The 22,390-nt window shown below is 61.5% G+C and carries 22 protein-coding genes and 1 other RNA gene; 13 read left to right on the forward strand and 10 right to left on the reverse strand.

The window, feature by feature from the left end; all coding sequences use genetic code 11:
• Nucleotides 1–147 precede the first annotated feature (147 nt).
• The 3 genes from FHS64_RS11240 to FHS64_RS11250 all read right to left on the reverse strand — a co-directional run bounded on the left by FHS64_RS11240 (nt 148) and on the right by FHS64_RS11250 (nt 3,112).
• Nucleotides 148–1,485, reverse strand: coding sequence for a GGDEF domain-containing protein (locus FHS64_RS11240; protein WP_167178326.1), 1,338 nt, complete (start codon nt 1,483–1,485; stop codon nt 148–150).
• 133 nt (nt 1,486–1,618) lie between these two features.
• Nucleotides 1,619–2,500, reverse strand: coding sequence for a pirin family protein (locus FHS64_RS11245; protein ID WP_167178328.1), 882 nt, complete (start codon nt 2,498–2,500; stop codon nt 1,619–1,621).
• A gap of 123 nt (nt 2,501–2,623) precedes the next feature.
• Nucleotides 2,624–3,112: an Lrp/AsnC family transcriptional regulator gene (locus FHS64_RS11250; protein ID WP_167178330.1), complete on the reverse strand. Its 489-nt coding sequence runs from the start codon at nt 3,110–3,112 to the stop codon at nt 2,624–2,626.
• 145 nt (nt 3,113–3,257) lie between these two features.
• Between FHS64_RS11250 and FHS64_RS11255 the strand changes: the two genes are divergently transcribed.
• The 7 genes from FHS64_RS11255 to FHS64_RS11285 all read left to right on the forward strand — a co-directional run bounded on the left by FHS64_RS11255 (nt 3,258) and on the right by FHS64_RS11285 (nt 10,299).
• Nucleotides 3,258–4,487 carry a 3-methyl-2-oxobutanoate dehydrogenase (2-methylpropanoyl-transferring) subunit alpha gene (locus tag FHS64_RS11255; RefSeq protein WP_167178332.1) on the forward strand — a complete coding sequence of 410 codons (1,230 nt, stop codon included), beginning with the start codon at nt 3,258–3,260 and terminating at the stop codon, nt 4,485–4,487.
• A gap of 2 nt (nt 4,488–4,489) precedes the next feature.
• Nucleotides 4,490–5,515 carry an alpha-ketoacid dehydrogenase subunit beta gene (locus FHS64_RS11260; protein ID WP_208380926.1) on the forward strand — a complete coding sequence of 342 codons (1,026 nt, stop codon included), beginning with the start codon at nt 4,490–4,492 and terminating at the stop codon, nt 5,513–5,515.
• Nucleotide 5,516: 1 nt separating this feature from the next.
• Nucleotides 5,517–7,145 (forward strand): 2-oxo acid dehydrogenase subunit E2, encoded by a 1,629-nt coding sequence (locus FHS64_RS11265; protein WP_167178334.1) that lies wholly within the window; start codon nt 5,517–5,519, stop codon nt 7,143–7,145.
• A 4-nt stretch (nt 7,146–7,149) separates the two neighbouring features.
• On the forward strand, nt 7,150–7,692 hold the full coding sequence (locus tag FHS64_RS11270) for a hypothetical protein (RefSeq protein ID WP_167178336.1): 543 nt from the start codon (nt 7,150–7,152) through the stop codon (nt 7,690–7,692).
• Complete coding sequence (locus tag FHS64_RS11275) at nt 7,689–8,177, forward strand: hypothetical protein (RefSeq protein ID WP_167178338.1); 489 nt, start codon at nt 7,689–7,691, stop codon at nt 8,175–8,177. The genes FHS64_RS11270 and FHS64_RS11275 overlap by 4 nt, the downstream gene beginning before the upstream one ends.
• Nucleotides 8,174–9,574: a dihydrolipoyl dehydrogenase gene (gene lpdA / locus FHS64_RS11280; protein ID WP_167178340.1), complete on the forward strand. Its 1,401-nt coding sequence runs from the start codon at nt 8,174–8,176 to the stop codon at nt 9,572–9,574. The genes FHS64_RS11275 and lpdA overlap by 4 nt, the downstream gene beginning before the upstream one ends.
• A 203-nt stretch (nt 9,575–9,777) precedes the next feature.
• Nucleotides 9,778–10,299 (forward strand): hypothetical protein, encoded by a 522-nt coding sequence (locus FHS64_RS11285; RefSeq protein ID WP_167178343.1) that lies wholly within the window; start codon nt 9,778–9,780, stop codon nt 10,297–10,299.
• A 62-nt stretch (nt 10,300–10,361) separates the two neighbouring features.
• On the opposite strand, the gene thrS is transcribed toward FHS64_RS11285, so the two are convergent.
• From thrS to FHS64_RS11305, 4 genes are all read right to left on the reverse strand, one after another.
• A complete protein-coding gene (gene thrS, locus FHS64_RS11290; RefSeq protein WP_167178345.1) occupies nt 10,362–12,311 on the reverse strand; it encodes a threonine--tRNA ligase in 1,950 nt (649 codons plus the stop codon).
• Nucleotides 12,308–12,544: a membrane protein insertion efficiency factor YidD gene (gene yidD / locus FHS64_RS11295; protein WP_167178347.1), complete on the reverse strand. Its 237-nt coding sequence runs from the start codon at nt 12,542–12,544 to the stop codon at nt 12,308–12,310. Before yidD ends, thrS begins: the two co-directional genes overlap by 4 nt.
• Nucleotides 12,545–12,624: 80 nt before the next feature.
• On the reverse strand, nt 12,625–13,092 hold the full coding sequence (locus FHS64_RS11300; protein WP_167178349.1) for an iron-sulfur cluster assembly scaffold protein: 468 nt from the start codon (nt 13,090–13,092) through the stop codon (nt 12,625–12,627).
• 48 nt (nt 13,093–13,140) lie between these two features.
• Nucleotides 13,141–13,998 carry a tetratricopeptide repeat protein gene (locus tag FHS64_RS11305; RefSeq protein ID WP_167178351.1) on the reverse strand — a complete coding sequence of 286 codons (858 nt, stop codon included), beginning with the start codon at nt 13,996–13,998 and terminating at the stop codon, nt 13,141–13,143.
• Nucleotides 13,999–14,101: 103 nt separating this feature from the next.
• Here FHS64_RS11305 and FHS64_RS11310 point away from each other — a divergent pair, with 103 nt between their 5' ends.
• Nucleotides 14,102–15,502 (forward strand): leucyl aminopeptidase family protein, encoded by a 1,401-nt coding sequence (locus tag FHS64_RS11310; protein WP_167178353.1) that lies wholly within the window; start codon nt 14,102–14,104, stop codon nt 15,500–15,502.
• 64 nt (nt 15,503–15,566) lie between these two features.
• A complete protein-coding gene (locus FHS64_RS11315; RefSeq protein WP_167178355.1) occupies nt 15,567–16,370 on the forward strand; it encodes a C40 family peptidase in 804 nt (267 codons plus the stop codon).
• A 72-nt stretch (nt 16,371–16,442) separates the two neighbouring features.
• Here the strand turns inward: FHS64_RS11315 and FHS64_RS11320 are convergent, their stop codons facing one another.
• The gene (locus FHS64_RS11320; protein WP_167178357.1) at nt 16,443–17,126 is read right to left on the reverse strand and encodes a c-type cytochrome; all 684 of its coding nucleotides are present in this window, start codon (nt 17,124–17,126) and stop codon (nt 16,443–16,445) included.
• Nucleotides 17,127–17,276: 150 nt separating this feature from the next.
• Between FHS64_RS11320 and FHS64_RS11325 the strand changes: the two genes are divergently transcribed.
• Entirely contained in the window at nt 17,277–18,008 is a 732-nt protein-coding gene (locus FHS64_RS11325) for a 3-deoxy-manno-octulosonate cytidylyltransferase (RefSeq protein WP_167178359.1), read from the forward strand.
• A 10-nt stretch (nt 18,009–18,018) separates the two neighbouring features.
• Here the strand turns inward: FHS64_RS11325 and nudC are convergent, their stop codons facing one another.
• On the reverse strand, nt 18,019–18,936 hold the full coding sequence (gene nudC / locus FHS64_RS11330) for an NAD(+) diphosphatase (protein ID WP_167178361.1): 918 nt from the start codon (nt 18,934–18,936) through the stop codon (nt 18,019–18,021).
• A gap of 83 nt (nt 18,937–19,019) precedes the next feature.
• Between nudC and ffs the strand changes: the two genes are divergently transcribed.
• From ffs to FHS64_RS11345, 3 genes are all read left to right on the forward strand, one after another.
• Nucleotides 19,020–19,113, forward strand: an RNA gene (gene ffs / locus FHS64_RS11335) — signal recognition particle sRNA small type.
• Nucleotides 19,114–19,287: 174 nt separating this feature from the next.
• Entirely contained in the window at nt 19,288–19,674 is a 387-nt protein-coding gene (locus FHS64_RS11340; RefSeq protein ID WP_167178363.1) for a DUF3597 domain-containing protein, read from the forward strand.
• A 68-nt stretch (nt 19,675–19,742) separates the two neighbouring features.
• Nucleotides 19,743–21,623, forward strand: coding sequence for a DNA polymerase III subunit gamma/tau (locus FHS64_RS11345; protein WP_167178365.1), 1,881 nt, complete (start codon nt 19,743–19,745; stop codon nt 21,621–21,623).
• 54 nt (nt 21,624–21,677) lie between these two features.
• Here the strand turns inward: FHS64_RS11345 and FHS64_RS11350 are convergent, their stop codons facing one another.
• Nucleotides 21,678–22,292, reverse strand: coding sequence for a malonic semialdehyde reductase (locus FHS64_RS11350; RefSeq protein WP_167178367.1), 615 nt, complete (start codon nt 22,290–22,292; stop codon nt 21,678–21,680).
• Nucleotides 22,293–22,390: the final 98 nt, after the last annotated feature.

Here is a 22,390-nt window from a genome sequence, read left to right on the forward strand (position 1 = left end):
CTGCACCCTGAACGAAGCGGCTCATACCCACCTCCTGAAGACCTCAGCAGGCTAACCTAATTCGCTCGAACGGAAGCTGTTTTCACACAGCCTCGGTCGAAAGCCGTCTTTGATGATTTCGGCCCGTTGCAGGTGGCTAGCCCAACATCACGCTGCCTTGGCGATGATGGTGCGGTTGCGGCCTGCGTTCTTGGCGTCGTAGAGCGCCTTGTCGGCGGTTTCGATCAGCTCGTTATAGTCGGGGTGGTCCTGGAAGGCGGCAAGGCCTAGCGAGGCCGTGACGCGCACGGAGCCGCCAGCGGGCAGGCGGATTTCACGGCTGGCCAGTTGCTCGCGGATGCGTTCGGCGACGACATGGGCTTCTTCTGCCGAGGTTTCGACAAGCACGATCAGGAATTCCTCGCCGCCATAACGGAAGACAAAGTCGCTGAGGCGCACATTGTCCGAAATGATTTCGGCCACCTGTTTCAGGACGGCATCGCCGGTGGAGTGGCCCCACTGGTCGTTGATGGCCTTGAAGTGGTCCACGTCCAGCATCATCAGGCTGAGCTGGGTGCCATTATTGGTGGCCAGCGAGATTTCGCGGCCCAGAATGGTGGGCAGGAAGCGGCGGTTCAGGGCGCGTGTTAGCGGATCACGGCCATTCTCTAGGCCCGAAACGCTCTGGAACAGGTCGGTCAGCAGGAATTTGATTTCCTGCACACTGTTCTTGAGTTCACCCAGAGGGACGGACAGGTCGTCCTTGGCTTCGTGGCTTTGTGTCAGGCGCGGCAGGATGTCGCTATCGACACGGGCGATGCTGGCCTCGATGGCGGCAAGGCTGGGCGAGCCTTCAAAAATCAGACCGGCGCGGTGCGTCAGCCACAGCCCGAAGGGCGAGCTGGACAGCGGCGTCAATTGCAGCAGGCAGCCGTCAAACATCTGGAACAGCACATTTTGCAGCCACTCGAACAGGGCGGCGATCTGGCCGTCGCGTTCGTGGGCGATGTCCTGACCCAGTGCGAACAGACGGTAGGATTCATCCACCTGTGCGCGGCGCATCGAGCCCTGCATATAGGCTTCGCTCATAATGGCGATGGCCTGATCGATAAGGCCGTCGATCTGCATGATGGCGAGGGCCATATCGGCGCGGTCCAGATCGCTTTGCAGCACCAGTTCGCTCATGCGGCTCTTGAGTACGAAGGCCCCGTGCATGACCAGACGCAGCGGCACCTTGATGCGCGCATGGACCTCGCCGATCTTGCGTTGCTGCTGTTCGAAAAGGGCCTTCTGCTCGCCTTCCTGACGGAAGATGTCCTGCACCCACTTCATCAGCGAGGCTTTCAGCCGCTCTTCGACAAGGCTGGAGCTCAGAAAGGTCTGGGCTTCCTCGTCGGTCAGCAGGACGTCGTAGAAGCGGTCAGCCAGATCGGTGGCGTGGGCCTGTGAGAGATTACGGAGCAGATGCTCGATGTGTTCAGAAAGCGGGGGGAGGACGCTATACATGTAGAACTCGAAAATCCGGGTCTAAAAAGGCTGGGGGAGAGACGCTAAAATAAGGTGCCCTCCCTACAGCCAAGTTACAGCAGGGTCACTTTAGACGTGACCAGGTTACGGATACGACGGGTATTTGCGACATTTATGCTTCTGGAAGCGGAATGAATTCCTGATCGTCATCGACAGGTAACTTCATGCGTCCGGCCTGCCAGTCGGCCTTGGCCTGTTCCATGCGGTCCTTCGACGACGAGACAAAATTCCACCAGATCAGACGCTCCCCGAGAGGCTCGCCGCCCAGAACCATGACGCTGGACGGTTGCAGGGCCGTGACGGTGGGCTCGGCTTGCGCGGACAGGACGATCATCTGGCCTTCGTGGAAGGGGCGACCATCAACCTCGATCACGCCCTTGGCGACGAACAGGGCGCGCTCGGTATAGCCGCCCTTGGACTTGGGCGGCGGGGGCGCAGCGCGAACACCTTCGGCCATTTCCCAGTGGATGTAGAAGAGCGGGGATTCCACCGGCGTTCCGGCCTTGGCCCCGAAGGCCTCGCCGGCCACCAGACGGGCAAACAGGCCGCCATTCTCGTAGGTCGGTTGTGCGTCCTCGCCCAGATGGGTGAAGGAGGGCGCAATCTCTTCTTTTTCGACGGGCAGGGCGACCCAGGCCTGCATGCCGTGCATGGCTCCGCCCTGAGATTTTTTCAGCGGATCGGTGCGCTCGGAATGCACAATGCCCGAGCCGGCGGTCATCCAGTTGACCTCGCCCGGTCGAATCGCCTGCGTGTAGCCCAGACTGTCGCGGTGCATGATCTCGCCCTCGAACAGATAGGTCAGGGTCGACAGGCCGATATGCGGGTGCGGGCGCACATTGATGGCATCGCTACCCGGTGCGAACTCTGCCGGTCCCATCTGGTCCAGAAACACAAAGGGGCCAACCATGCGCTTTTGGGCATGCGGCAAAATGCGCGAAACTTCGAAACCGCCCAAATCGCGGCGACGTCCCTCGATGATCCGTTCAATCATGGGTAGCTCCTTGGTTTTATTCAGGAGAGGGGGATAGGACCAAGATAATGCAAAAACGCCGCCCCGAAAGGGCGGCGTTTGCGACTTTATGTCAAACTTGGTGAAGTTTGATCAAGAAACCGTTCAGCTGACGTGCGGGGTAATGATGCTGAGCGGCAAGGTGGTCACATTCTTCACGCCGCGCGTCACGATATGGCTGGCGCAGTCCGAGACGATGCCCAGGGTCAGCAGCTTGTCGCGCAGGAACTTGTCGAAGGTGTGCATGTCGGAGGTAATCACCCGCAGCACATAGTCTTCACGGCCGGTGATGGTCGCGCATTGCACAACCTCCGGCCATGTGGCGACGGCCTTCTCGAAGATGTCGAGGTTCTCGCGCGTCGGCAGAGACAGCTTCACAATGGCATAGACTTCAAAGTCCAGCCCCAGCAAACTGGCATCGAGCAGCGTTACGCGCTTGCGTATCAGCCCGCTATCCTCCAGTCTCTTGATCCGGCGCCAGCAGGGCGATGCCGACAGGCCGACGCGGTCTGCGACTTCGGCAACCGACAATCCGGCGTCTTGTTGCAGGATGTCGAGGATGCGAGCGTCGATAGGATCAAGTTCGTCGGCCAAAGGCGTTCTCCAAAATACGTTTCTGCGCAATAAAATACCCTATTTCACATTATTGCAAGGGTATATTTGGAAGAGCGGTCAGGCATGAGCCATGCTATGCCTCTCTTCCTGAGGAAACGCGTGCGGTTAACCGGACGGGATTAAAATGAAAAATACGCCCCCTTTGTCGCTTCGAGTACCGGAGCCAACAGGTCGCCCCGGTGACAAGCCGGACTTTTCGCATCTGCAGCTGGATGATGCGGGTGCTGTAGAGCGCCCGGAAATCAGCACCGAGCCGTCGCAAATGCGCGACATGGCTTTCCGGCTGATCCGCGTGCTGGATGATAATGGCGAAGCTGTCGGACCGTGGAATCCCAAGCTGGACCCCGACACGCTGCGCCGTGGCCTGAAGGCCATGATCCTGACGCGCACATTCGATGACCGGATGCACCGCGCCCACCGTCAGGGCAAGACCAGCTTCTACATGAAGTGCACCGGCGAAGAAGCCATTGCCGTGGCACAGGGCATGGTCCTGAGCCGCGAAGATATGGGCTTCCCCACCTATCGCCAGCAGGGCCTGCTGATCTCGCGTGGCTATCCGCTGGCGAGCATGATGAACCAGATCTATTCCAACGCTGCCGACCCGATCAAAGGCCGCCAGCTGCCGATCATGTATTCGGCCAAGGACTATGGGTTCTTCACCATTTCGGGCAACCTCGGCACCCAGTATATTCAGGCTGTGGGCTGGGCGATGGCCAGCGCCTATCGCGGTGACAACAAGATTGCCGCCGCATGGATCGGTGACGGCTCGACCGCTGAAAGCGACTTCCACTCGGCCCTGACCTTTGCTGCTGTCTATAAGGCACCGGTGGTGCTGAACGTGGTCAACAACCAGTGGGCCATCTCGTCCTTCCAGGGCGTGGCCGGTGGCATGGAAACGACCTTTGCCTCCAAGGGCATCGGTTATGGCCTGCCTTCCTTGCGCGTTGACGGTAACGACTTCCTCGCCGTCTGGGCGGCGACGTCGTGGGCCGAAGAGCGTGCGCGTACCAATCAGGGCGCAACCCTGATCGAAATCTTCACCTATCGCGGTGCCCCGCACTCGACCTCGGATGATCCGAGCCGCTACCGTCCGGCCGACGAGCACGAGCAATGGCCGCTGGGCGATCCGATCGAGCGCCTGAAGCAGCACCTGATCAAGATCGGCGAATGGTCCGAAGAGCAGCAGACCGCTGCCGAGGCCGAGGCCGTCGAGCAGGTGCGTGCCGCCGCCAAGGAATCCGAAGCCATCGGTACGCTGGGCCAGTCGCGCCCGAGCGTGAAAGAAATGTTCGAAGAAGTGTTTGCCGAGCCGGACTGGCGTCTGGTCGAGCAGCGTCGCGAGGTCGGAGTCTGAGTATGAGCACCACCCCGATGAACATGATCCAGGCCCTGAACTCGGCGCTGGACAACAAGATGACCGAAGACCCGACCGTTCTGTCGTTCGGCGAGGACACCGGTTATTTCGGCGGCGTGTTCCGTGTGACGGACCACCTGCAAAAGAACCACGGCCTGACCCGCAGCTTCGACACCCCGATTTCGGAATCGGGCATTGTCGGTGCCGCTGTCGGCATGTCGACCTATGGTCTGCGTCCGGTCGTCGAAATCCAGTTCGCCGACTACATCTATCCGGCCTACGACCAGATCGTCTCCGAAGCGGCCAAGATGCGTTACCGCTCGGGTGGCCAGTTCACCTGTCCGCTGGTGGTGCGCTCGCCCTATGGCGGCGGCATCTTCGGTGGCCAAACGCACTCGCAATCGCCCGAAAGCCTGTTTACCCATATTTCGGGTCTGAAGGTTGTGATCCCGTCCAACCCGTATGATGCAAAGGGTCTGCTGACCTCGGCCATCGAGGACGACGATCCGGTGATCTTCTTCGAGCCCAAGCGCCTTTATAACGGCCCGTTCGACGGCTGGCACGAAAAGCCGGTCAGCCCGTGGAAGGCGCAGGAACTGGCTCAGGTTCCGGCTGAAAAATACAATGTGCCGATCGGCAAGGCCCGCGTGATGCGCGAAGGCAATGACGTGACCATCCTCGCCTATGGCACCATGGTCTGGGTCGCTCTGGCCGGTGCCGAACATGCCGGTGTGGATGCCGAGGTGATCGACCTGCGCACGCTCGTGCCGCTGGATATCGAAACCATCGAGGCCAGCGTCAAGAAAACGGGCCGTTGCGTCATCGTTCACGAAGCGCCGAAAACCTCGGGCTTTGGCGGCGAGCTGAGCGCACTGGTACAAGAGCGCTGCTTCTATCATCTTGAAGCCCCTGTCGCCCGCGTCACCGGTTGGGATACGCCCTACCCCCACGCGTTCGAGTGGGAATATTTCCCCGGCCCGCAACGTGTGGCCGATGCTCTGAAATCTGTCATGACGGGAGGCCGTTAAGATGGGTCGTTTCGTATTCAAGCTGCCGGACGTTGGTGAAGGCACCGCCGAGGCCGAGCTGGTTCAATGGCACGTTGCCGTCGGTGATGTGGTCACCGAGGACCAGATCGTCGCCGAAGTCATGACCGACAAGGCGACGGTGGAAATCACCTCGCCGGTCGATGGCAAGGTCACGGCTCTGCACGGCGAAGTCGGTGGAATGCTGCCGGTGCGCGGCGCTCTGGTCGAGTTCGAGGTCGCTGGCGAAGGCAATGCCGCCGCCGAGGCTCCCGCTGCTCCGGTCGTTGAAGCCGCTCCGATCGCCGTCGAAGCACCGAAGGCGGAAGTCGCCTCCGAAGTCCCCGCTGTCGCCGTCGCGACCGGTGCGAACCATGTGTTCAAGCTGCCGGACGTTGGTGAAGGCACTGCCGAGGCCGAACTGGTGGGCTGGCACGTCAAGGTGGGCGATATGGTCGAAGAAGACCAGATCGTCGCCGAGGTGATGACCGACAAGGCCACGGTTGAACTGACCTCGCCGGTTGCTGGCAAGGTGGTGCAACTGCATGGCGAGGCGGGGCAGGCCCTGCCGGTCGGTGGACCGCTGGTCAGCTTCTTCGTTGAAGGCAAGGGCGAGGCGGCTCCGGTTGCTGCGCCTGTGGCTGCTGCTGCTCCGGCTCCGGCTAAGGTGGAAGCGCCCAAGCCTGTGGTGGCTCCGGCATCCAAGGCATCGGCCAAGCCGGTTGCTGCTGTCACTGGCCGCAAGGCAGGCGAGCGTCCGCTGGCCTCGCCAGCCGTGCGCCAGCGTGCGCGTGATCTGGGTATTGATCTGGTCTTCGTGCCGGGTACCGGCCCTGCAGGCCGTATCGAACACGCAGACCTTGATGCCTTCGTGGCACGCGGCGGAGTGATCGCGCCGAGTGCAGGTGCGGCTTCGTCGCCTTATGCCAAGGCGGAAGGCACGACCGAGGTCAAGATCATCGGCCTGCGCCGCAAGATCGCGGAAAAGATGGCCGAGAGCGTCCGTCGCATCCCCCACATCACCTATGTGGAAGAGATCGACATGACGGCTCTGGAAGAGCTGCGTGGCCACCTGAACGCCCAGAACAAGGGTTCGGACAAGCCCAAGCTCAACGTCCTGCCGTTCATCGCGCGCGCCATCATCGTGGCGCTGAAGGACCAGCCGAACATCAACGCCACCTATGACGACGAGGCGGGTATCCTGACCCAGCACGCCGCCGTGCATCTGGGCATTGCCGCCCAGACGCCGAACGGCCTGATGGTGCCGGTGGTCCGCCACGCCGAGGCGCGTGATGCCTATGACACCGCCCTTGAAATCACCCGCGTGTCGGGTGCGGCCAAGGACGGTTCGGCCAAGCGCGAGGAACTATCGGGCTCGACCATCACCATCACCTCGCTGGGTACGCTCGGCGGTGTGGTGCACACCCCGATCATCAACCATCCGGAAGTCGCCATCATCGGTCCGAACAAGATCGCCGATCGTGTGGTGGTCAAGGATGGCCAGATGGTCGTGCGCAAGATGATGAACCTGTCCTCCAGCTTCGATCACCGTATCGTCGACGGCCACGACGCGGCTGTCTTCGTTCAGAAGATCAAGAACCTGCTGGAAAATCCGGCAACTCTCTGGATGTGATGCGATGAAGCGCGGCGCGGCTATAGCAGTAGCAGTGGCCGCGCTGTTCGCGGCGTGTGGAGCTGCGGCGTGTGAACCCGTTGAAGCGGGAATGATGTTCCAGACGCCACCTGCTGCATTTCAGGCAAAGATCACTAAGGTCCGTCGCATATGGGATTGGCGAGCTATCTTCGCCAAGAGTTACGAAGCTGAGGTTCAGCTTTTAGGCCCAGTCCGTCCCCGCTCGGTGCTGTATCGCTGGGATGAAGGTAACCATTGCGGTAGAGATTATCCTGTAAGGGAAGATCAGCTTATTGTTGTGTTGCTCGAAAGTGACCCTGCAGGAGCTAAGCGAAAATATGCGGGCATGCTGGGAGATACTGGAATGCTAACTCCCTCGCAGGCCGTAGAAGATTTCGGAGCCGTGATCGCTTATCCCTACACAGATAACCTTTCGGCGCTACGGGATCTTCTCCAAGATTATATGCCTTACGATCTTCGACAATATCCGATGCCACCGCCTCCTCCTCTGAGAGAGCTTGATAACGCGCCCGAGATGACACGATGAAACACGGTGCCGCTATAGCATTAGCAGTGACCGCGCTGTTCGCTGCGGGTGAGGTGGCTGCTTGTACAGTAGACGTCGAGCTTTTTGGGTTGCCAGAGACGCTTCAAAAAGAGCGGCAGTTACAGCAAGCCCTTTGGGATCGCTCCCAATGGGTTTCTCTCGCGAAGGTTGATAAGCAATCTTGGTATTTCGGCCGCGTTTTTAGAATTCGCTACCGAACGATAGTGCCTCTTAAAGGCGAAAATCACCCGAAGTTTTTTAGCAAGACAATCTGGCTAAGCGATTGGGATAGAGAGTGCGGGTTTTTCCCTCCCGAACTCAATACTCACGTAATTATGTACTCCAACCCCAAGAGCGGATTTCAAAAATATTTGCCTTGGGTTCGTCCGGCTTACACTTGGTACGGTACCGAATATGTCACTGATCGGCGCGTAGCCACCAGTTTGCGGTCCGCAGCCAATAGACTGAAGAGTTCGAATAAATGACCCAGAACCTGAAAACAAAAGTCCTGATCATCGGCGCGGGCACGGGCGGCTATGTGGCCGGTATCCGTTGCGGGCAGCTGGGTCTGGAGACCGTACTGGTGGATGCGTCTGCTGGTCTCGGTGGCACCTGCCTGAACGTGGGCTGCATCCCGTCCAAGGCCATCATCCATGCGGCGGGCAAGTATGAAACCGTCGCTAAGGCGGCATCGGACGCTGGCACGCTGGGCATTACCGCGTCCGCTCCGGCCATCGACCTGAAGAAGACGGTCGAGTGGAAGGACGGCATCGTCAAGAAGCTGAACGGCGGCGTTTCGGCCCTGCTGAAGAAGGCCAAGGTCAAGGTCATCAAGGGCTGGGCGACGTTCGAAGACGCCAAGACTTGCATCGTGGCGACCGAGGATGGCGACATCCGCATCAGCGCCGAACACGTCATTCTGGCCACGGGTTCCGAGCCGGTTGAGTTGCCGTTCCTGCCGTTCGGTGGTGACGTTATCTCCTCGACCGAAGCTCTGTCCCTGCCGGAAGTGCCCAAAAAGCTGGTCGTCGTTGGTGGCGGCTATATCGGTCTGGAACTGGGCATCGCCTTCCGCAAATTGGGCGCGGAAGTCGCCATTGTGGAAATGGCTGACCGCATCCTACCGCTGTACGACAAGGCCCTGACCGATCCGGTCGCCAAATGGCTGGAGCGTCACGGCGTCGAGCTGATGCTGGGTGCCCGCGCTGGTGGTTTCGGTGACGGCAAGCTGAACGTCACGGACAAGGACGGCAACCCGCTGCAACTGGCCGCCGACAAGGTGCTGGTGACCGTGGGCCGCCGCGCCCGCACCAAGGGCTGGGGTCTGGAGAATATGGGCGTGGCTATGGACGGCCCGTTCGTGAAGATCGACGACCGCTGCGCCACCTCGATGAAGAACGTCTGGGCCATCGGTGACCTGACGGGCGAACCGATGCTGGCGCACAAGGGCTCGGCGCAGGGCGAGGTCGTGGCCGAGATCATCGCGGGCCACAACAAGCGTTTCGATCCGACCACCATCGCCGCTGTCTGCTTTACCGAGCCGGAAATCGTCTCGGCGGGTCTGGGTGTTTCGGACGTTGAAGGCCGCGACGATGTCATTCAGGCGGTGTTTCCGTTTGCTGCCATCGGCCGTGCGCTGGCCATCGAGGCAGGCGAGGACGGCGGCTTCGTGCGCGTGATCGCGTCTAAGTCCGATCACCGCCTGTTGGGTATCCAGGCCGTCGGCCAGCACGTTAGCGAACTGTCCAACAGTTTCGCCCAGATGCTGGAAATGGGCGCTGTGCTGGAAGACGTCGCCGGCACCATCCACGTCCACCCGACGCTCGGCGAAGCCTTCCACGAGGCCTCCCTGCGCGCGCTGGGCCACGCGATCCATATCTAACCCTTCGCCGTCATCCTCCGGCTTGACCGGAGGATCCAGCGGCGCGCGATAGCGCGAAACCCACGGGCAAGGCGGCGAAAGCTCACCTTCCGGTGCCGTTGGATCCCCCGATCTACGCCCGAAGACGGGCTTCGTCGGAGGATGACGACTGTTTCTCCTCCCTCGCAAGCAGGGGGTGTTGCGATTGCCAAGGGCTGGCAATCATGTTCACTGACTTGAAATGTCGGGGGATGGCTATGTGGCGAAGTGTGTTGGCGGCTCTGTGTCTGCTTGTGCTGGCAGCCTGCGGTCAGGGCACGCAGGGAGCGTCGCAAACGGGTGAGCAAGTCCTGATCGCATCAGTCGCTGTTGCGCCGTATCCAGATGCGGTGGAAGTGCGCGTATTTGTGTCTGATCTTCAAGGTGGTGAGCGGGTCGAGGCGCGTAAACTCTCGCTGCCAGAGCGTCAGGCCTTTGAGCAGACGCTAAAACTCAATAACTACGACCGTGGCCCTGAGTACGCGGCAGCCTGTTTCGTCCCGCACCATTTCTTCCGCTATTTTGACGCGGCGGGCAAACAAGTGGGCGAAATCAGCGTGTGCTTCTGCTGTGGCGGCACCGCGAGCACACCAAACATTGCTGCCCCCTTACCGAAGGACGCAACCTATCAAGTCCTTGGCGTGAAATATGATGCCCTCGAAACCCTGCTCAAGAGCTGGGACGTTGAGAGCGAGATAGGCTGCTAGGGGCATAGAAAAAGCCGCCGGGGTTTCCCTCGGCGGCTTTTCTGCATCGGGCTTGGGCAACCTTAGACGTCGTGTTCGACGCCGTCGCGGATGCGTTTCAGGTCGGGGGCCAGAGCTTCGTCGGTCAGCATGGCGATGGCTTCTTCGATCGTGACGATCGTTTGGGCCTGTGAGCCGAGGCGACGGATGGCGACCTTGCCTTCTTCGGCTTCCTTGCGGCCGACGACAGCGATGACCGGCACCTTGTTCACCGAGTGCTCGCGGATCTTGTAGTTGATCTTCTCGTTGCGAAGATCGATCTCGGTGCGCAGGCCAGCGGCCTTGAACTTGGCGAGAACTTCCTCGGCATAGCCGTCGGCGTCAGAGGTGATGGTGGTCACCACAGCCTGCGTCGGGGCCAGCCACAGCGGGAAGGCACCGGCATAGTTCTCGATCATAATGCCGATGAAGCGCTCGAAGCTGCCTAGGATCGCGCGGTGCAGCATCACAGGACGGTGCTTTTGGCCGTCTTCGGCGATGTAGGTCGCATCGAGACGTTCCGGCAGGACATAGTCCAGCTGGATCGTGCCACAGGTCCATTCGCGGCCGATGGCGTCCTTGACGATGAAGTCCAGCTTCGGCGCATAGAAGGCACCGTCGCCCTCGGTGACGACCGGCTCGGTGCCCGCGGCACGGGAGGCCTCGAGCATTTGAGCCTCGGCCTTGTCCCAGAACTCTTCGGTGCCAGCGCGCGTCTCGGGGCGGGTGCCGAGCGAGATGTATTTGGTTTCCATGCCGAGGTCGGCGTGGACTGAACGGGCCAGCTTGATGAAGTTGGACGTCTCTTCGACGATCTGGTCTTCACGGCAGAAGATGTGGGCGTCGTCCTGCGTAAACCCGCGCACGCGCATCAGGCCGTGCAGCGAGCCGGACGGCTCATAGCGGTGGCAGGCACCGAACTCGGCCATACGCAGCGGCAGTTCGCGGTACGAACGCTGGCCCTGATCGAAGATCTGCACGTGGCCCGGGCAGTTCATCGGCTTCAGCGACAGGGTTTCACCCTCGACCGTTTCGCACACAAACATGTTGGCGCGGTACTTGTCCCAGTGGCCCGAGGCTTCCCAGAATTTGCGGTCTAGAACCTGCGGGGTCTTCACCTCGACATAGCCGGCATCATCCAGACGGCGACGCATATAGGCTTCCAGCACACGCCACAGCACCCAGCCCTTAGGGTGCCAGAAGACCATGCCGCGGCCTTCTTCCTGCATGTGGAACAGCTCCATCGAGCGGCCCAGCTTGCGGTGGTCGCGCTTTTCGGCTTCTTCGATACGCAGCAGATAGGCGTCGAGGTCTTCCTTGGTGGCCCATGCGGTGCCGTAGATGCGCTGTAGCTGCGCACGGTTCGAGTCACCGCGCCAATAGGCACCGGCCAGCTTGGTCAGTTTGAAGGCCTTGCCGACGAACTTGGTGGTCGGGAAGTGCGGACCACGGCACAGATCGGCCCACTCGCCTTGCTTATAGACGGTGATGGTTTCCGATTCCGGCAGGTCGCGGATCAGCTCGGCCTTATATTCCTCGCCGATCTTTTCGAAGTGGGCGATGGCTTCGTCGCGGTTCCAGACCACGCGTTCCAGCTTGGCACCGCGATCAATGATCTCGGCCATCTTCTTTTCGATTTTGGGGAAATCGTCGGTCGAGAAGGGCTCGTCGCGGGCGAAGTCGTAATAGAAGCCGTCTTCGATCGCCGGACCGATAGTCACCTGCGTACCGGGGAACAGTTCCTGAACCGCTTGGGCCAGAACGTGCGCGGCGTCGTGGCGGATGGTTTCCAGCGCCTCGGCATCGTCGCGCATCAGAAGGCGGAAATCACCGTCGCCCTCGATGACGCGGTGCAGGTCGCGCTGTTCGCCATTCCAGACGGCCAGAGCCGCCTTTTTGGCCAGAGACGGGGAGATGGCAGCGGCAACGTCAAAGGCCGTGGAGCCTTGCGGATACTGGCGGACGGCGCCGTCTGGGAAGGTCAGATTGATCATGGTTTGGTCTTAACTGGTGGGACGGGGTCGTAACCCGACCCGCCGAATGGATGGCATTTACAGAGACGGCGTACAGTCAGCCACCCCCCGCGAACCGGACCGTGCTGGATCAGCGCATCGCGTCCATAGTCCGAACAGGTCGGAAGGAAGCGGCACTGCTGGCCGATCAGGGGTGACAGCGTGACCTTATAGCCCCGATGGGCTGCGCGGACGCCGCGTTCATAGAGAGACATATGTCCCTTCGCCGGGGGCTGGTGAGGATGGTTGCCGATCTTATCCCCTTTCAGAGCAGGGGTTTCAACCGCGCATGGCCTCACGCCGCACCGGCGATGTTAGTTCGTGTATCTGTGTGGTGTTTCAGCGCCTGCCGCACAGCGTCCAGCAAAGCCTCGATGGCGACCATCGAAGAGGCATGGCGGGCGGGATAGTCGGCCACCTGTTTGAGGATACGCAAACCCTCGAAGCGGCCCTCCGGGCCTTCGCCGCCGGATTTCAGCATGGCCAGCATGGCGTCGCGGGCGGCTTCGATCTCTGCAAGGCGGCTACCTATGGCCGCTTCGCCGACCACGCCCGCGCCGGCTTGGCCGAGGGCGCAGGCTTTGACGTCCTGTGCAAAGCGGACGACATGGCCGTTTTCATCAAGGTCGACATCGACGATCGCGCGCGATCCGCACAGCTTGGCGATCTTTTCACCCGTACCTTCGGGCGCAGACAGACGTCCTGCATACGGCAGGTTGGCCGCAAGCGACAGGATACGGGCGCTGTAAAGGTCGTCGATCACGGATGAACAGATAGGCCTTTGGGCAAGAAAATTAAAGCCGTTACGGCCTTAGCGGTTTAGCGAATCCCAACTGCGGGCGGTGGAGGGCACCGAGGCCGCGGTCACGGGCGCTTGCGTGCCTTGCGCGGGCTCCTGTGCCTGCTGGGTGCGCTGGGCCAGCCAGGCCAGATTTTGATCGACCAGTTCGGGCGGCAGGTCACGGCGCAAAATGGTTTCGGCCTCCTGCATCTTGCCTTGCAGGCCAAGGGCCAGAGCCAGATTTTGGCGCACCTGAAGCGATGCATTCGGTTGGGCAGCGGCACGGCGCAGCAGGGTCTCGGCCTCGGCCATATTGCCTGATCCCATGCGGGCAATGGCGATATTGGTCAGGACTTCGGGCTGTTCGGGCGACAGGGCCAGCGCGGCGTGCCATGCGGTATTGGCGTCGTCAAAACGGCGGACCTGCTGATAGGCAACCCCCAGAAGCGACAGGGGCTGCCAGTCCCGACGGGTGGCATCGCGGGCGCGTTCCAGTGCGGCAATGCCATAAAAGGCCTGACCGCGGGCAATATGGGCGCGGCCGATTTCCATCATAGCGGCGGTGTTTTGTGGCTGGACCGTCAGTACGCTTTCGGCGGTCTCGGCGGCGCGGTCAAACTGGCCGAGTTCGCGAAGGGCCTGTGCCATCTTCACACCGGCCACGGGGTCCATCGGGTTGATGGCGTGCTCGTTGCCCCAGAAGACCGAGCGGCTGAGCGCATCGGTGCGTTCATAGGCGGCGCGGGTGGCGGCATCGGCAGGCAGTCTGGGCGCGGGGGCTTCGGGTGCCGGTGCGGTTTGCGTGACGGCACGGCTATGGGCCGCAGGTGCAAATGCGGCGGTGACAGCCAGACTTAAGGTTGCAGCGAGGCAGAGTGTGCGCGACATGGAGATGTTCCGGAACCTTGAGGTGTCCAAAGTGCTGTCTGCAAACTGCGGCCACGGGCGCTAAGGTCTAGTTAATGCCCGTTAAGGGACGAAAGAGATGCCAATGACCGTAGATCGTCACCACAACCTTGTGTCCGCCTCGGATCAGGCGCGTCCGATCTGGCGTGTCGAAAGCGATGCGTCCCTGACGGATGCGCATGCGGCATGGGCCACAGCCAATGGCTTCAAGGGCAGATCCGGCCAGTTGCTGGTGGTGCCCGATAGCGCAGGGGCCCCTGAGGGTGCCTATGTGGGAACCGGCAAGGCGTTTGATCCGATGAGCCTTCGCAGCCTTGCGGCCCGTCTGCCGCAGGGAGATTGGAAACTGCTTGGTGTTCCGTCCGATGCCGAGGCTGAACTGGCAGCGGTGGCCTTTGGGCTGGGGGGTTATGTCTTTGATCGCTACAAGCCGTCGAAAGAAAAGCCGCAGGCCCGTCTGGTGGTCGATGAAAGCGTCGATCTGGACGCGGTAAGGCGCATCGTGGCTGCCTGTGCCCTGACGCGTGAAATGGTCGATACGCCGGCGCAGGACATGGGGCCTCTGCAACTGGAAACCATTGCCCGCGAGATCGCCGAGGAAAGCGGTGCGGCTTTCAGCGTGATCATTGGCGATGACCTGCTGGAGCAGAACTATCCGGCGGTTCACGCCGTGGGCCGTGCGGCAACGCCTGCGCGAGCGCCGCGTGTGATCGAGATGGGCTGGAACCTCGACAAGACCGACTGGCCGCTGGTGGCGCTGGTGGGCAAGGGCGTGGTGTTCGACACCGGCGGGCTGGACCTCAAGGGGGCCGCCGGTATGCGCAATATGAAAAAGGATATGGGCGGGGCGGCCCATGCCCTGTCGCTGGGCCGTCTGGTGATGCAGTCGGGTCTCAAGCTGCGGCTAGTGGTGCTGGTGGCGGCGGTTGAAAATGCTGTGTCGGGTGATGCCTTCCGTCCCGGCGATATCTTGTCCAGCCGCAAGGGACTGACCATCGAGATCGGCAATACCGATGCCGAGGGGCGCCTGATCCTTGCCGATATCCTGACCCGTGCGGGCGAGCACAACCCCGATCTGACGGTGGACTTTGCTACCCTGACGGGCGCGGCGCGTATCGCCTTGGGGCCGGAACTTCCGCCGCTTTACACGGCAGACGATGAACTGGCAGCGGGCGTTATGGCGGCGGCGCAGGCTGTGCGCGATCCGCTATGGCGTATGCCTTTGTGGGATGGCTATGCGGCGGCCTTGGATAGCGAGATGGCGGATGTCCGCAATGACAGCGCCGCATGGGCGCAGGCCGGATCGGTGACGGCGGCCCTGTTCCTGCAAAAATTCGCGCCTGAAACCGGATCATGGGCGCATATGGATGTGTTTGCGTGGAATCCACGCAACCGCGCCGGTCATCCCGAAGGCGGCGAAGCCCAGACTCTGCGGGCATGGTTCCATTATCTGCAGCATAGTTTTGCAAATCGCGGGGCGCGTTAACATCCGATTTGTTTTCGGGGCTTAGAAAGGCAGCTCACCTGTGTGAGCTGCATCAGAGTTTCGTTTGTCCGATCTCCAGTCCCTTGTGCCGCCTGGTCCGGCCCTGATCCTTCGGGACGGGGAGAGGACTGTGCTGGCTGAACAGGCTCTTGAGGGACTGGTGCGCGCCGAGGCGTACCGCCACACGACCACCATGTATTGCCGACAGGCGATTGCCGATATTTTTGCCGATGACGGCGAACGTATCGACCAAATCCTGCATGGCGAGATTTTCGACGTGCTGGAATATCGCGGCGATCGCGCTTTCGGGCGTGCGCGTCGTGACGGCATTGTCGGCTGGGTGGCTCTGGAACATCTGGACAAGGGTGCGCCCCTGGCCACGCGACGTGTGGCGTCGGTTTCGGCCAAGTTGCCGCTCAATGCGCTGGTGACCGAAGCAGTCGAAGGCGTTGAGGATCACGACCTGCAACCGGTCGGTGATTTCGAGCAAGAGCCTGTGGCTGTGGCCGAACGCCTGCTGGGCCGACCGCATGCTCTTGGGGCGCGCTCGTCCGTCGAGACAGATTGCTCGGGTCTGGTGCAACAAGCGCTGCTGGCCTGTGGTTTGCCGGGGCCGCGCCGTTCGCATGCTCAGGCCGATCTGGGCCGTGCGGTCAGTCGCGAAGAAGCGGCTCGAGGCGATCTGGTGATCTGGAAAACGATGACCACAGACACGTCATGGACGGGACACTCGGCCATTATGGTGGATGCCGATCAGGTCATCCATGCGACAGACATTCACGGTGGCGTGGTGATCGAGGCCCTTTCGGACGTCGAGACACGTCTGGTGGCAGATGGCTTTGAAAGCGCGATCTTCCGCCGCCTCTAGACATTTTTCACATTTATCACAGGCACAAAAAAGGCGACCCGCAGGTCGCCTTTCTCATAACTGGTATCTGGCTTAAGCCGCCGGAGCCGCTTCCGCAGCCGGAGCTGCCTCGGCAGCCGCGCCTTCGGCCGGAGCCGCAGCAGCATCACCTTCAGCAGCCGGAGCCGCTTCACCTTCAGCCGGAGCCGCAGCGCCCGGTTGACGTGCGGGGTCCGGAGCCGGAATAGCAAAACCAGCCGAACCTTCCGAACGCAGATAGGCGATCAGGTTGATACGGGTCTGCTCGTCACGGATGCCGGCGAACGACATCTTGGTGCCCGGTACATAGCGGCCCGGAGCGGTCAGGAAGTGATCCAGCTCGTCATAGTTCCAGGTCGGTGCCTCGGCCTTGTGCTTGGCCATGGCGTCCGAATAGGCAAAGCCCGCAGCATGCATGACCGGACCGCCGACAACGCCGTGCAGGTTCGGACCGGTGCCCGTTGCGCCACCGGCATTGACCGTGTGGCAGGCCACGCAGCGCGCAAAGGCCGCTTGACCAGCCGCGACGTCAGCCACCGGCAATACAGTTCCCCAGTCGATGGGCAGCACGACTTCGGCGCCAGCGGCGGCCTCGTCGGGCGCATCAACAAAATAGCCCATCTTTTCAGGCGCCTTGGTGTGATACACCGCGCTCGAAACCTGCTGGACTACCAGGATCGCGAAGGCCGTGCCGAGGCACGCGCCCATAATCTTGTTCCACTTCAGATCGCCGCTCATACGCGTCGTCACATCCCGTATTAGATGAGCCCCCCGTCCGCATTGCGGCGTTCAGGCGTTTTCCCTACTTTAGGCGTCTCTGACACGCTAGCGCAGCCTTATCAACCTGTCCGACGACATTGTCGGACCAATCTGGACTTCTTTTTGTCGATGACACCGCTGATTTTGATCCCCGCACGATTGGCTGCGACCCGTCTGCCGAACAAGCCACTGGCGGATATCGGGGGCAAGCCGATGATTGTTCGGGCATGGGAAGCGGCAAGCCAGTCCGGCTTTCGTGTGGCTGTCGCTGCCGGAGATCAGGAAATTGTCGATATAGTTCAATCGGCTGGCGGGGAAGCGGTGTTAACCGACCCCGAACTTCCCAGCGGTTCGGACCGTATTCGTGTGGCCGCAGACCTTCTGGATGCCGAAGGCCGGCACGATGTGATTATCAATGTGCAGGGCGATATGCCGTTCGCCTCGCCCGATCTGGCAAAAATTTGTGGGGCATTGCTGGCAAAAGAATCATCTTGCGACATCGCCACTCTGGTTGCGCCCGAAGCCGATGCCAGCGAGCGGGCCAATCCGGATGTGGTCAAGGCGGTTCTGGCGCTGGACGAAACGGGCCGTGCGGGCCGCGCCCTCTATTTCACCCGCTCGCACCTGTATGGCGAAGGCCCTGTCTGGCACCATGTCGGCATCTATGGCTATCGCCGCGAAGCCCTGAACCGCTTCTGCGCCGCTCCGCCGTCCCCGCTGGAAAAGCGCGAAAAGTTGGAACAGCTAAGGGCGCTGGAAATGGGCATGCAGATCTGGGCCGGTGTCATCGATCACGCCCCTGTCTCGGTCGATAATGCCGAAGACCTAGAGGCCGCCCGCGCCTATGCGGCCTCGCTCTAGCCTCTAGGGCCTATTCATAGGCCCATGTGCGGATCAGCTGATGGGCGATGGCATAGGGCGGCGGGGCCTTGAAAGTGGCATGGGTGCCGGACAGGACAGCCTGTGCCTCTTTGCGGGTCAGCCAGATGACGGCTTCCAGTTCGGTCTGGTCGGGGGTGGCATTGTCATCGGCCACCTCGGCGATCAGGCCGATCATCAACTGGGCCGGAAATGGCCAGGGCTGGCTGGAATGATAGCGCACATCCACCACGCGCAGGCCTGCCTCTTCCTTGACCTCGCGGGCGCAGGCCTCCTCGATGGTTTCGCCCGGCTCCATAAAACCGGCCAGAGCCGAGTGGCGGCCCTCTTCCCAGTGGGCCTGACGCCCCAGCAGACAGCGCGGCTCGTCCCCGCCATTATAGACGGGCAGCATGATGGTGACAGGATCGACGCGCGGGAAATGCTCGGTCTGGCAACTGGGGCAGACGCGCTTCCAGCCGCCCGATGCCTGTTCGGAGGCTTGGCCACAGGCCGCGCAAAAACCGTGACGACGGCGCCAGTCGAACAGACCCTTGGTTTCGCCCGCCATGGCCGCTTCGGCCCCGCTCAGGACAACAGCGGCTTCGCGTAGTTCGATAAACCGCCCCATGCCGTGACAGGGGCCATGCGTCGGATCAATCGAGCCTTCGAATTCGACGGCAAAGACGGGCACGTCTTTCCACAGGCCCAGAAACAGATCGCGGTCACGCACCATGTCCAGCGCGTGTTTGAGCGACAGCCAGACGATTTGTTCCCCGTTGGCGACCGGCTCGACCAGCGGGCGGCCTTCCCAGACCACCATGGCCATGGCGTCGGGGTGATCGCGCTGGGCACCCAGCCATGCGAAGTCATTACGCAGGTCGCCTGCGCGGTCGAGGGGATTACCGGAAAACGCATTTTGAAGAACCATGTCCGACTACATAGTCCCAACCGGTGATAACGGGAATGGTGCATCCCCTCTTGATTTGCGCGCGATCAGGCGTCATATCCCGTCTCGGAGATCGCGGGCGAAGGCTTCGCCAATCTGGTCAGGGCCGGAAGGCAGCAGCCACAACGAATTCACCTTCGGGTCGCGGTCTCCACCCTTTCAGCTTTTAAAGCCGCAGCGGCGTCCTGATTTCGGGGCGCTTTTTTGTTGCCTAAAGCCATTGCCCGAGCGGTGCTGACGCCTCTGTGACCGAGCGTTGCTATATTTACGGGAACTGACTGCCTCCGATAATCGCTTGTGTGGTTCTGACTCCAACCGGATGGGACGTGAACCATGAGCATTCTCGGCAAGATTTTCGGCGGTATCTTTAAAAAGAAGGAAGAGGCGGCCCCTGCGGCAACGGCTGCGCCCGCGCCGACCGCTGCGCCTGCGGCCACACCTGCGCCTGCGGCGGCGGCACCTATTCAGGATGTCGATGTGGCCGGCATCCTCGATTTTATGAACGAGCAGCGCAGCCAGAAACTGAACTGGCGCACCTCCATCGTTGATCTGATGAAGCTGGTGGGCATGGAAAGCTCGCTGTCCGAGCGCAAGGAACTGGCCGACGAACTGGGCTATACCGGCGACAAATCCGACAGTGCCAGCATGAATATCTGGCTGCACAAACAGGTCATCCAGAAAATCCGCGACAATGGCGGCCAGCTTCCGTCGGACCTGTAAAAACTTCTCTGGTTTAAATGCGCGAAGGGGGCTGCGAAAACCGCCGCCTTCGCGCTAAGACTGGAAGTATGAGCGACAACGATCACAATCTGGATGCCCCCCCGTGGGACGTGGACACTCCCGAAGCGGAGGTCGAAGAGCGTGATCCCAATACCGACGACATGTTCGGTGCGCCGCCCGCTGCGGCCCCTGCGCCTGAAGTTGAGCCGGTAGCCGCGCCCGAGCCTGTAAAGGCTGCGCCCAAGCCTGTTGTCGAGGAAGCGCCCGCTGAAGATGGCGAAGCCTATACGGTGCTGGCGCGTAAATATCGCCCGCGCACCTTCGAGGACCTGATTGGCCAGGAGGCTATGGTCCGTACCCTGACCAATGCCTTTGCGACGGGCCGTATCGCCCACGCCTTTATGCTGACCGGCGTGCGCGGGGTGGGCAAGACCACGACCGCCCGCCTTCTGGCCCGTGCGCTCAATAACCAGACCGATACGATCGACCGTCCGTCGCTGGAACTGTCGGCCCATGGTCGCCACGACAAGGCGATCATGTCCGGCCAGCACATGGACGTCATCGAGATGGACGCCGCCTCGCATACGGGCGTCGGCGACATCCGCGAACTGATCGAGAGCGTGCGCTATGCGCCGGTCGAGGCCCGCTATAAAGTTTATGTGCTCGACGAAGTGCACATGCTCTCGACCGCGGCCTTCAATGCGCTGCTGAAGACGCTGGAAGAGCCGCCGCCCCACGCCAAATTCATCTTTGCGACGACCGAAATCCGCAAGGTGCCGGTGACCATCCTGTCGCGTTGCCAGCGGTTCGACCTACGCCGTGTCGAGCCGGATATTCTGTCCGGCCACCTTGGCCGCGTGGCCGAGCGCGAAGGCATGAAGATCGAGCAGGAAGCGCTGGCCCTGATCTCGCGTGCCGCCGAAGGTTCGGTGCGTGACGGCCTGTCCTTGCTGGATCAGGCTCTGGTGCAGGCCGAAAGCGGCCAGACCGTCGAGACGACGACCGTGCGCAACATGCTGGGCCTTGCCGACCGCACCCAGACCATTGCCTTGTTTGAATCCATCATGGCGGGCCGCACCGCCGAGGCGCTGGAAAACTTCCGTACCCTTTATGGCTATGGGGCCGATCCGGTTCAGGTCACCAACGACCTGCTAGAGCATTGCCACGCGGCGTCTGTCTCCAAGATGCTTGGCCCGAATGCCACGCGGCTGCCCAATGATCAGGCGCAGAAGATGGCGGCACTGGGCGCGGCCATTTCGGCGGGCACCCTGTCGCGTACATGGTCGATGCTGCTGAAGGCGCTGGACGAGGTGCGCCGTGCGCCCAATCCGGCCGATGCGGTGGAAATGGCCATTGTGCGTCTTGCCTATGCGGCGGACCTACCTTCACCCGAGGACGCGCTGAAAACCATCCAGAATGGTGGCGTACCGGGCGGTGGGTCGGGTGGCGCTGGCGGTGGTCCGCGCGGCGGCGGCGGTGGCGGTGCCTCGGCCATGTTGGCGACACAGCCTGTAGCGACCCCCAAGATCCCCAACCCGCAGACCTTCGAACAGGTCGTGGCCCTGATTGGTGAAAAGCGCGAAATCACCCTGCAGATGGATGTCGAGCGTTTCGTGCGCCCCGTCAGCTTCAAGCCGGGTGCCATCACCTATGAGCCCGTTGACGGTGCGCCCTTTGACATGGCGCGGCGTCTGGCCTCGCGGCTCAAGGAATGGACGGGCCGTACATGGCTGATCGCGGCCAATGGTCAGGGCGGCGGCGAGACCCTGATCGAAAAAGAAAAGAAGGCCCGCGCGGCCCAAAAAGAAGCGGTCAATAGCGACCCCTTCATTGTCGCGCTGATGACCGCCTTCCCGGGGGCCGAGATCAAGGACATCCGTATTCTTGCACCGGCCATCCAGACGCCGGTCATTCCCGATGATGACGAAGCCGTAGAAGACGACGATTGATACAAAAAAGGCCGCTCCAACCGGAGCGGCCTTTTCATTTGGTTGGGGCGCAGATCAAACGATCTGGGCGGCCTTTTCAAAGCTCAGGCGCGGCGAGCGCGCGAACAGGTTCTCGTCGGTGCCGTAGCCGAGGTTGATGATCATGTTCACCTCGATATCGCCCTCGGGGAAGAATTCTTTCTTCACGGCGTCGAAGTCGAAACCGGTCATCGGGCCGACATCCAGACCCAGAGCGCGAGCGGCGCTGATCAGGTAACCGGCTTGCAGGGTCGAGTTCTTGTGCGCGTTTTCACGACGGCCTTCGCGGGTCGGGAACCAGTCCTTGGCACCCGGAGCGTGCGGGAACAGGTCGATCAGGGTTTCGTGGAAATCGACGTCGAAGCCGACGATCACAGCCACCGGAGCCTGACGGGTCTTGCCCTGATTACCTTCGCTCAGCAGCGGGATCAGGCGATCCTTGCCCGCCTCGGATGTCACGAATACAAAGCGTGCCGGCGAGGCATTGGCACCGGTCGGACCGAACTTGGTCAGGTCGTACAGCTTGCGCAGGGTCTCTTCCGAAACGGGACGGTCGCTCCACGCATTGCGGGTGCGCGCTTCGGTGAACAGTTGGGCCAGAGCCTGATCGGCGAGAGGCTGGCTACGGTCGTGAGCGGTGTCAAAAGCCATGTTGGCCTCCATCAATTAGAACAGTTGTTGTTGCAGATAGCATTCCTGACGCGCAGCGCAAGAGGGCGGTGTGATTTATTTTGCAGCGCACCCACGCG

The organism is Brevundimonas terrae (assembly GCF_011761985.1).
In the GTDB taxonomy this organism is placed as follows: domain Bacteria; phylum Pseudomonadota; class Alphaproteobacteria; order Caulobacterales; family Caulobacteraceae; genus Brevundimonas; species Brevundimonas terrae.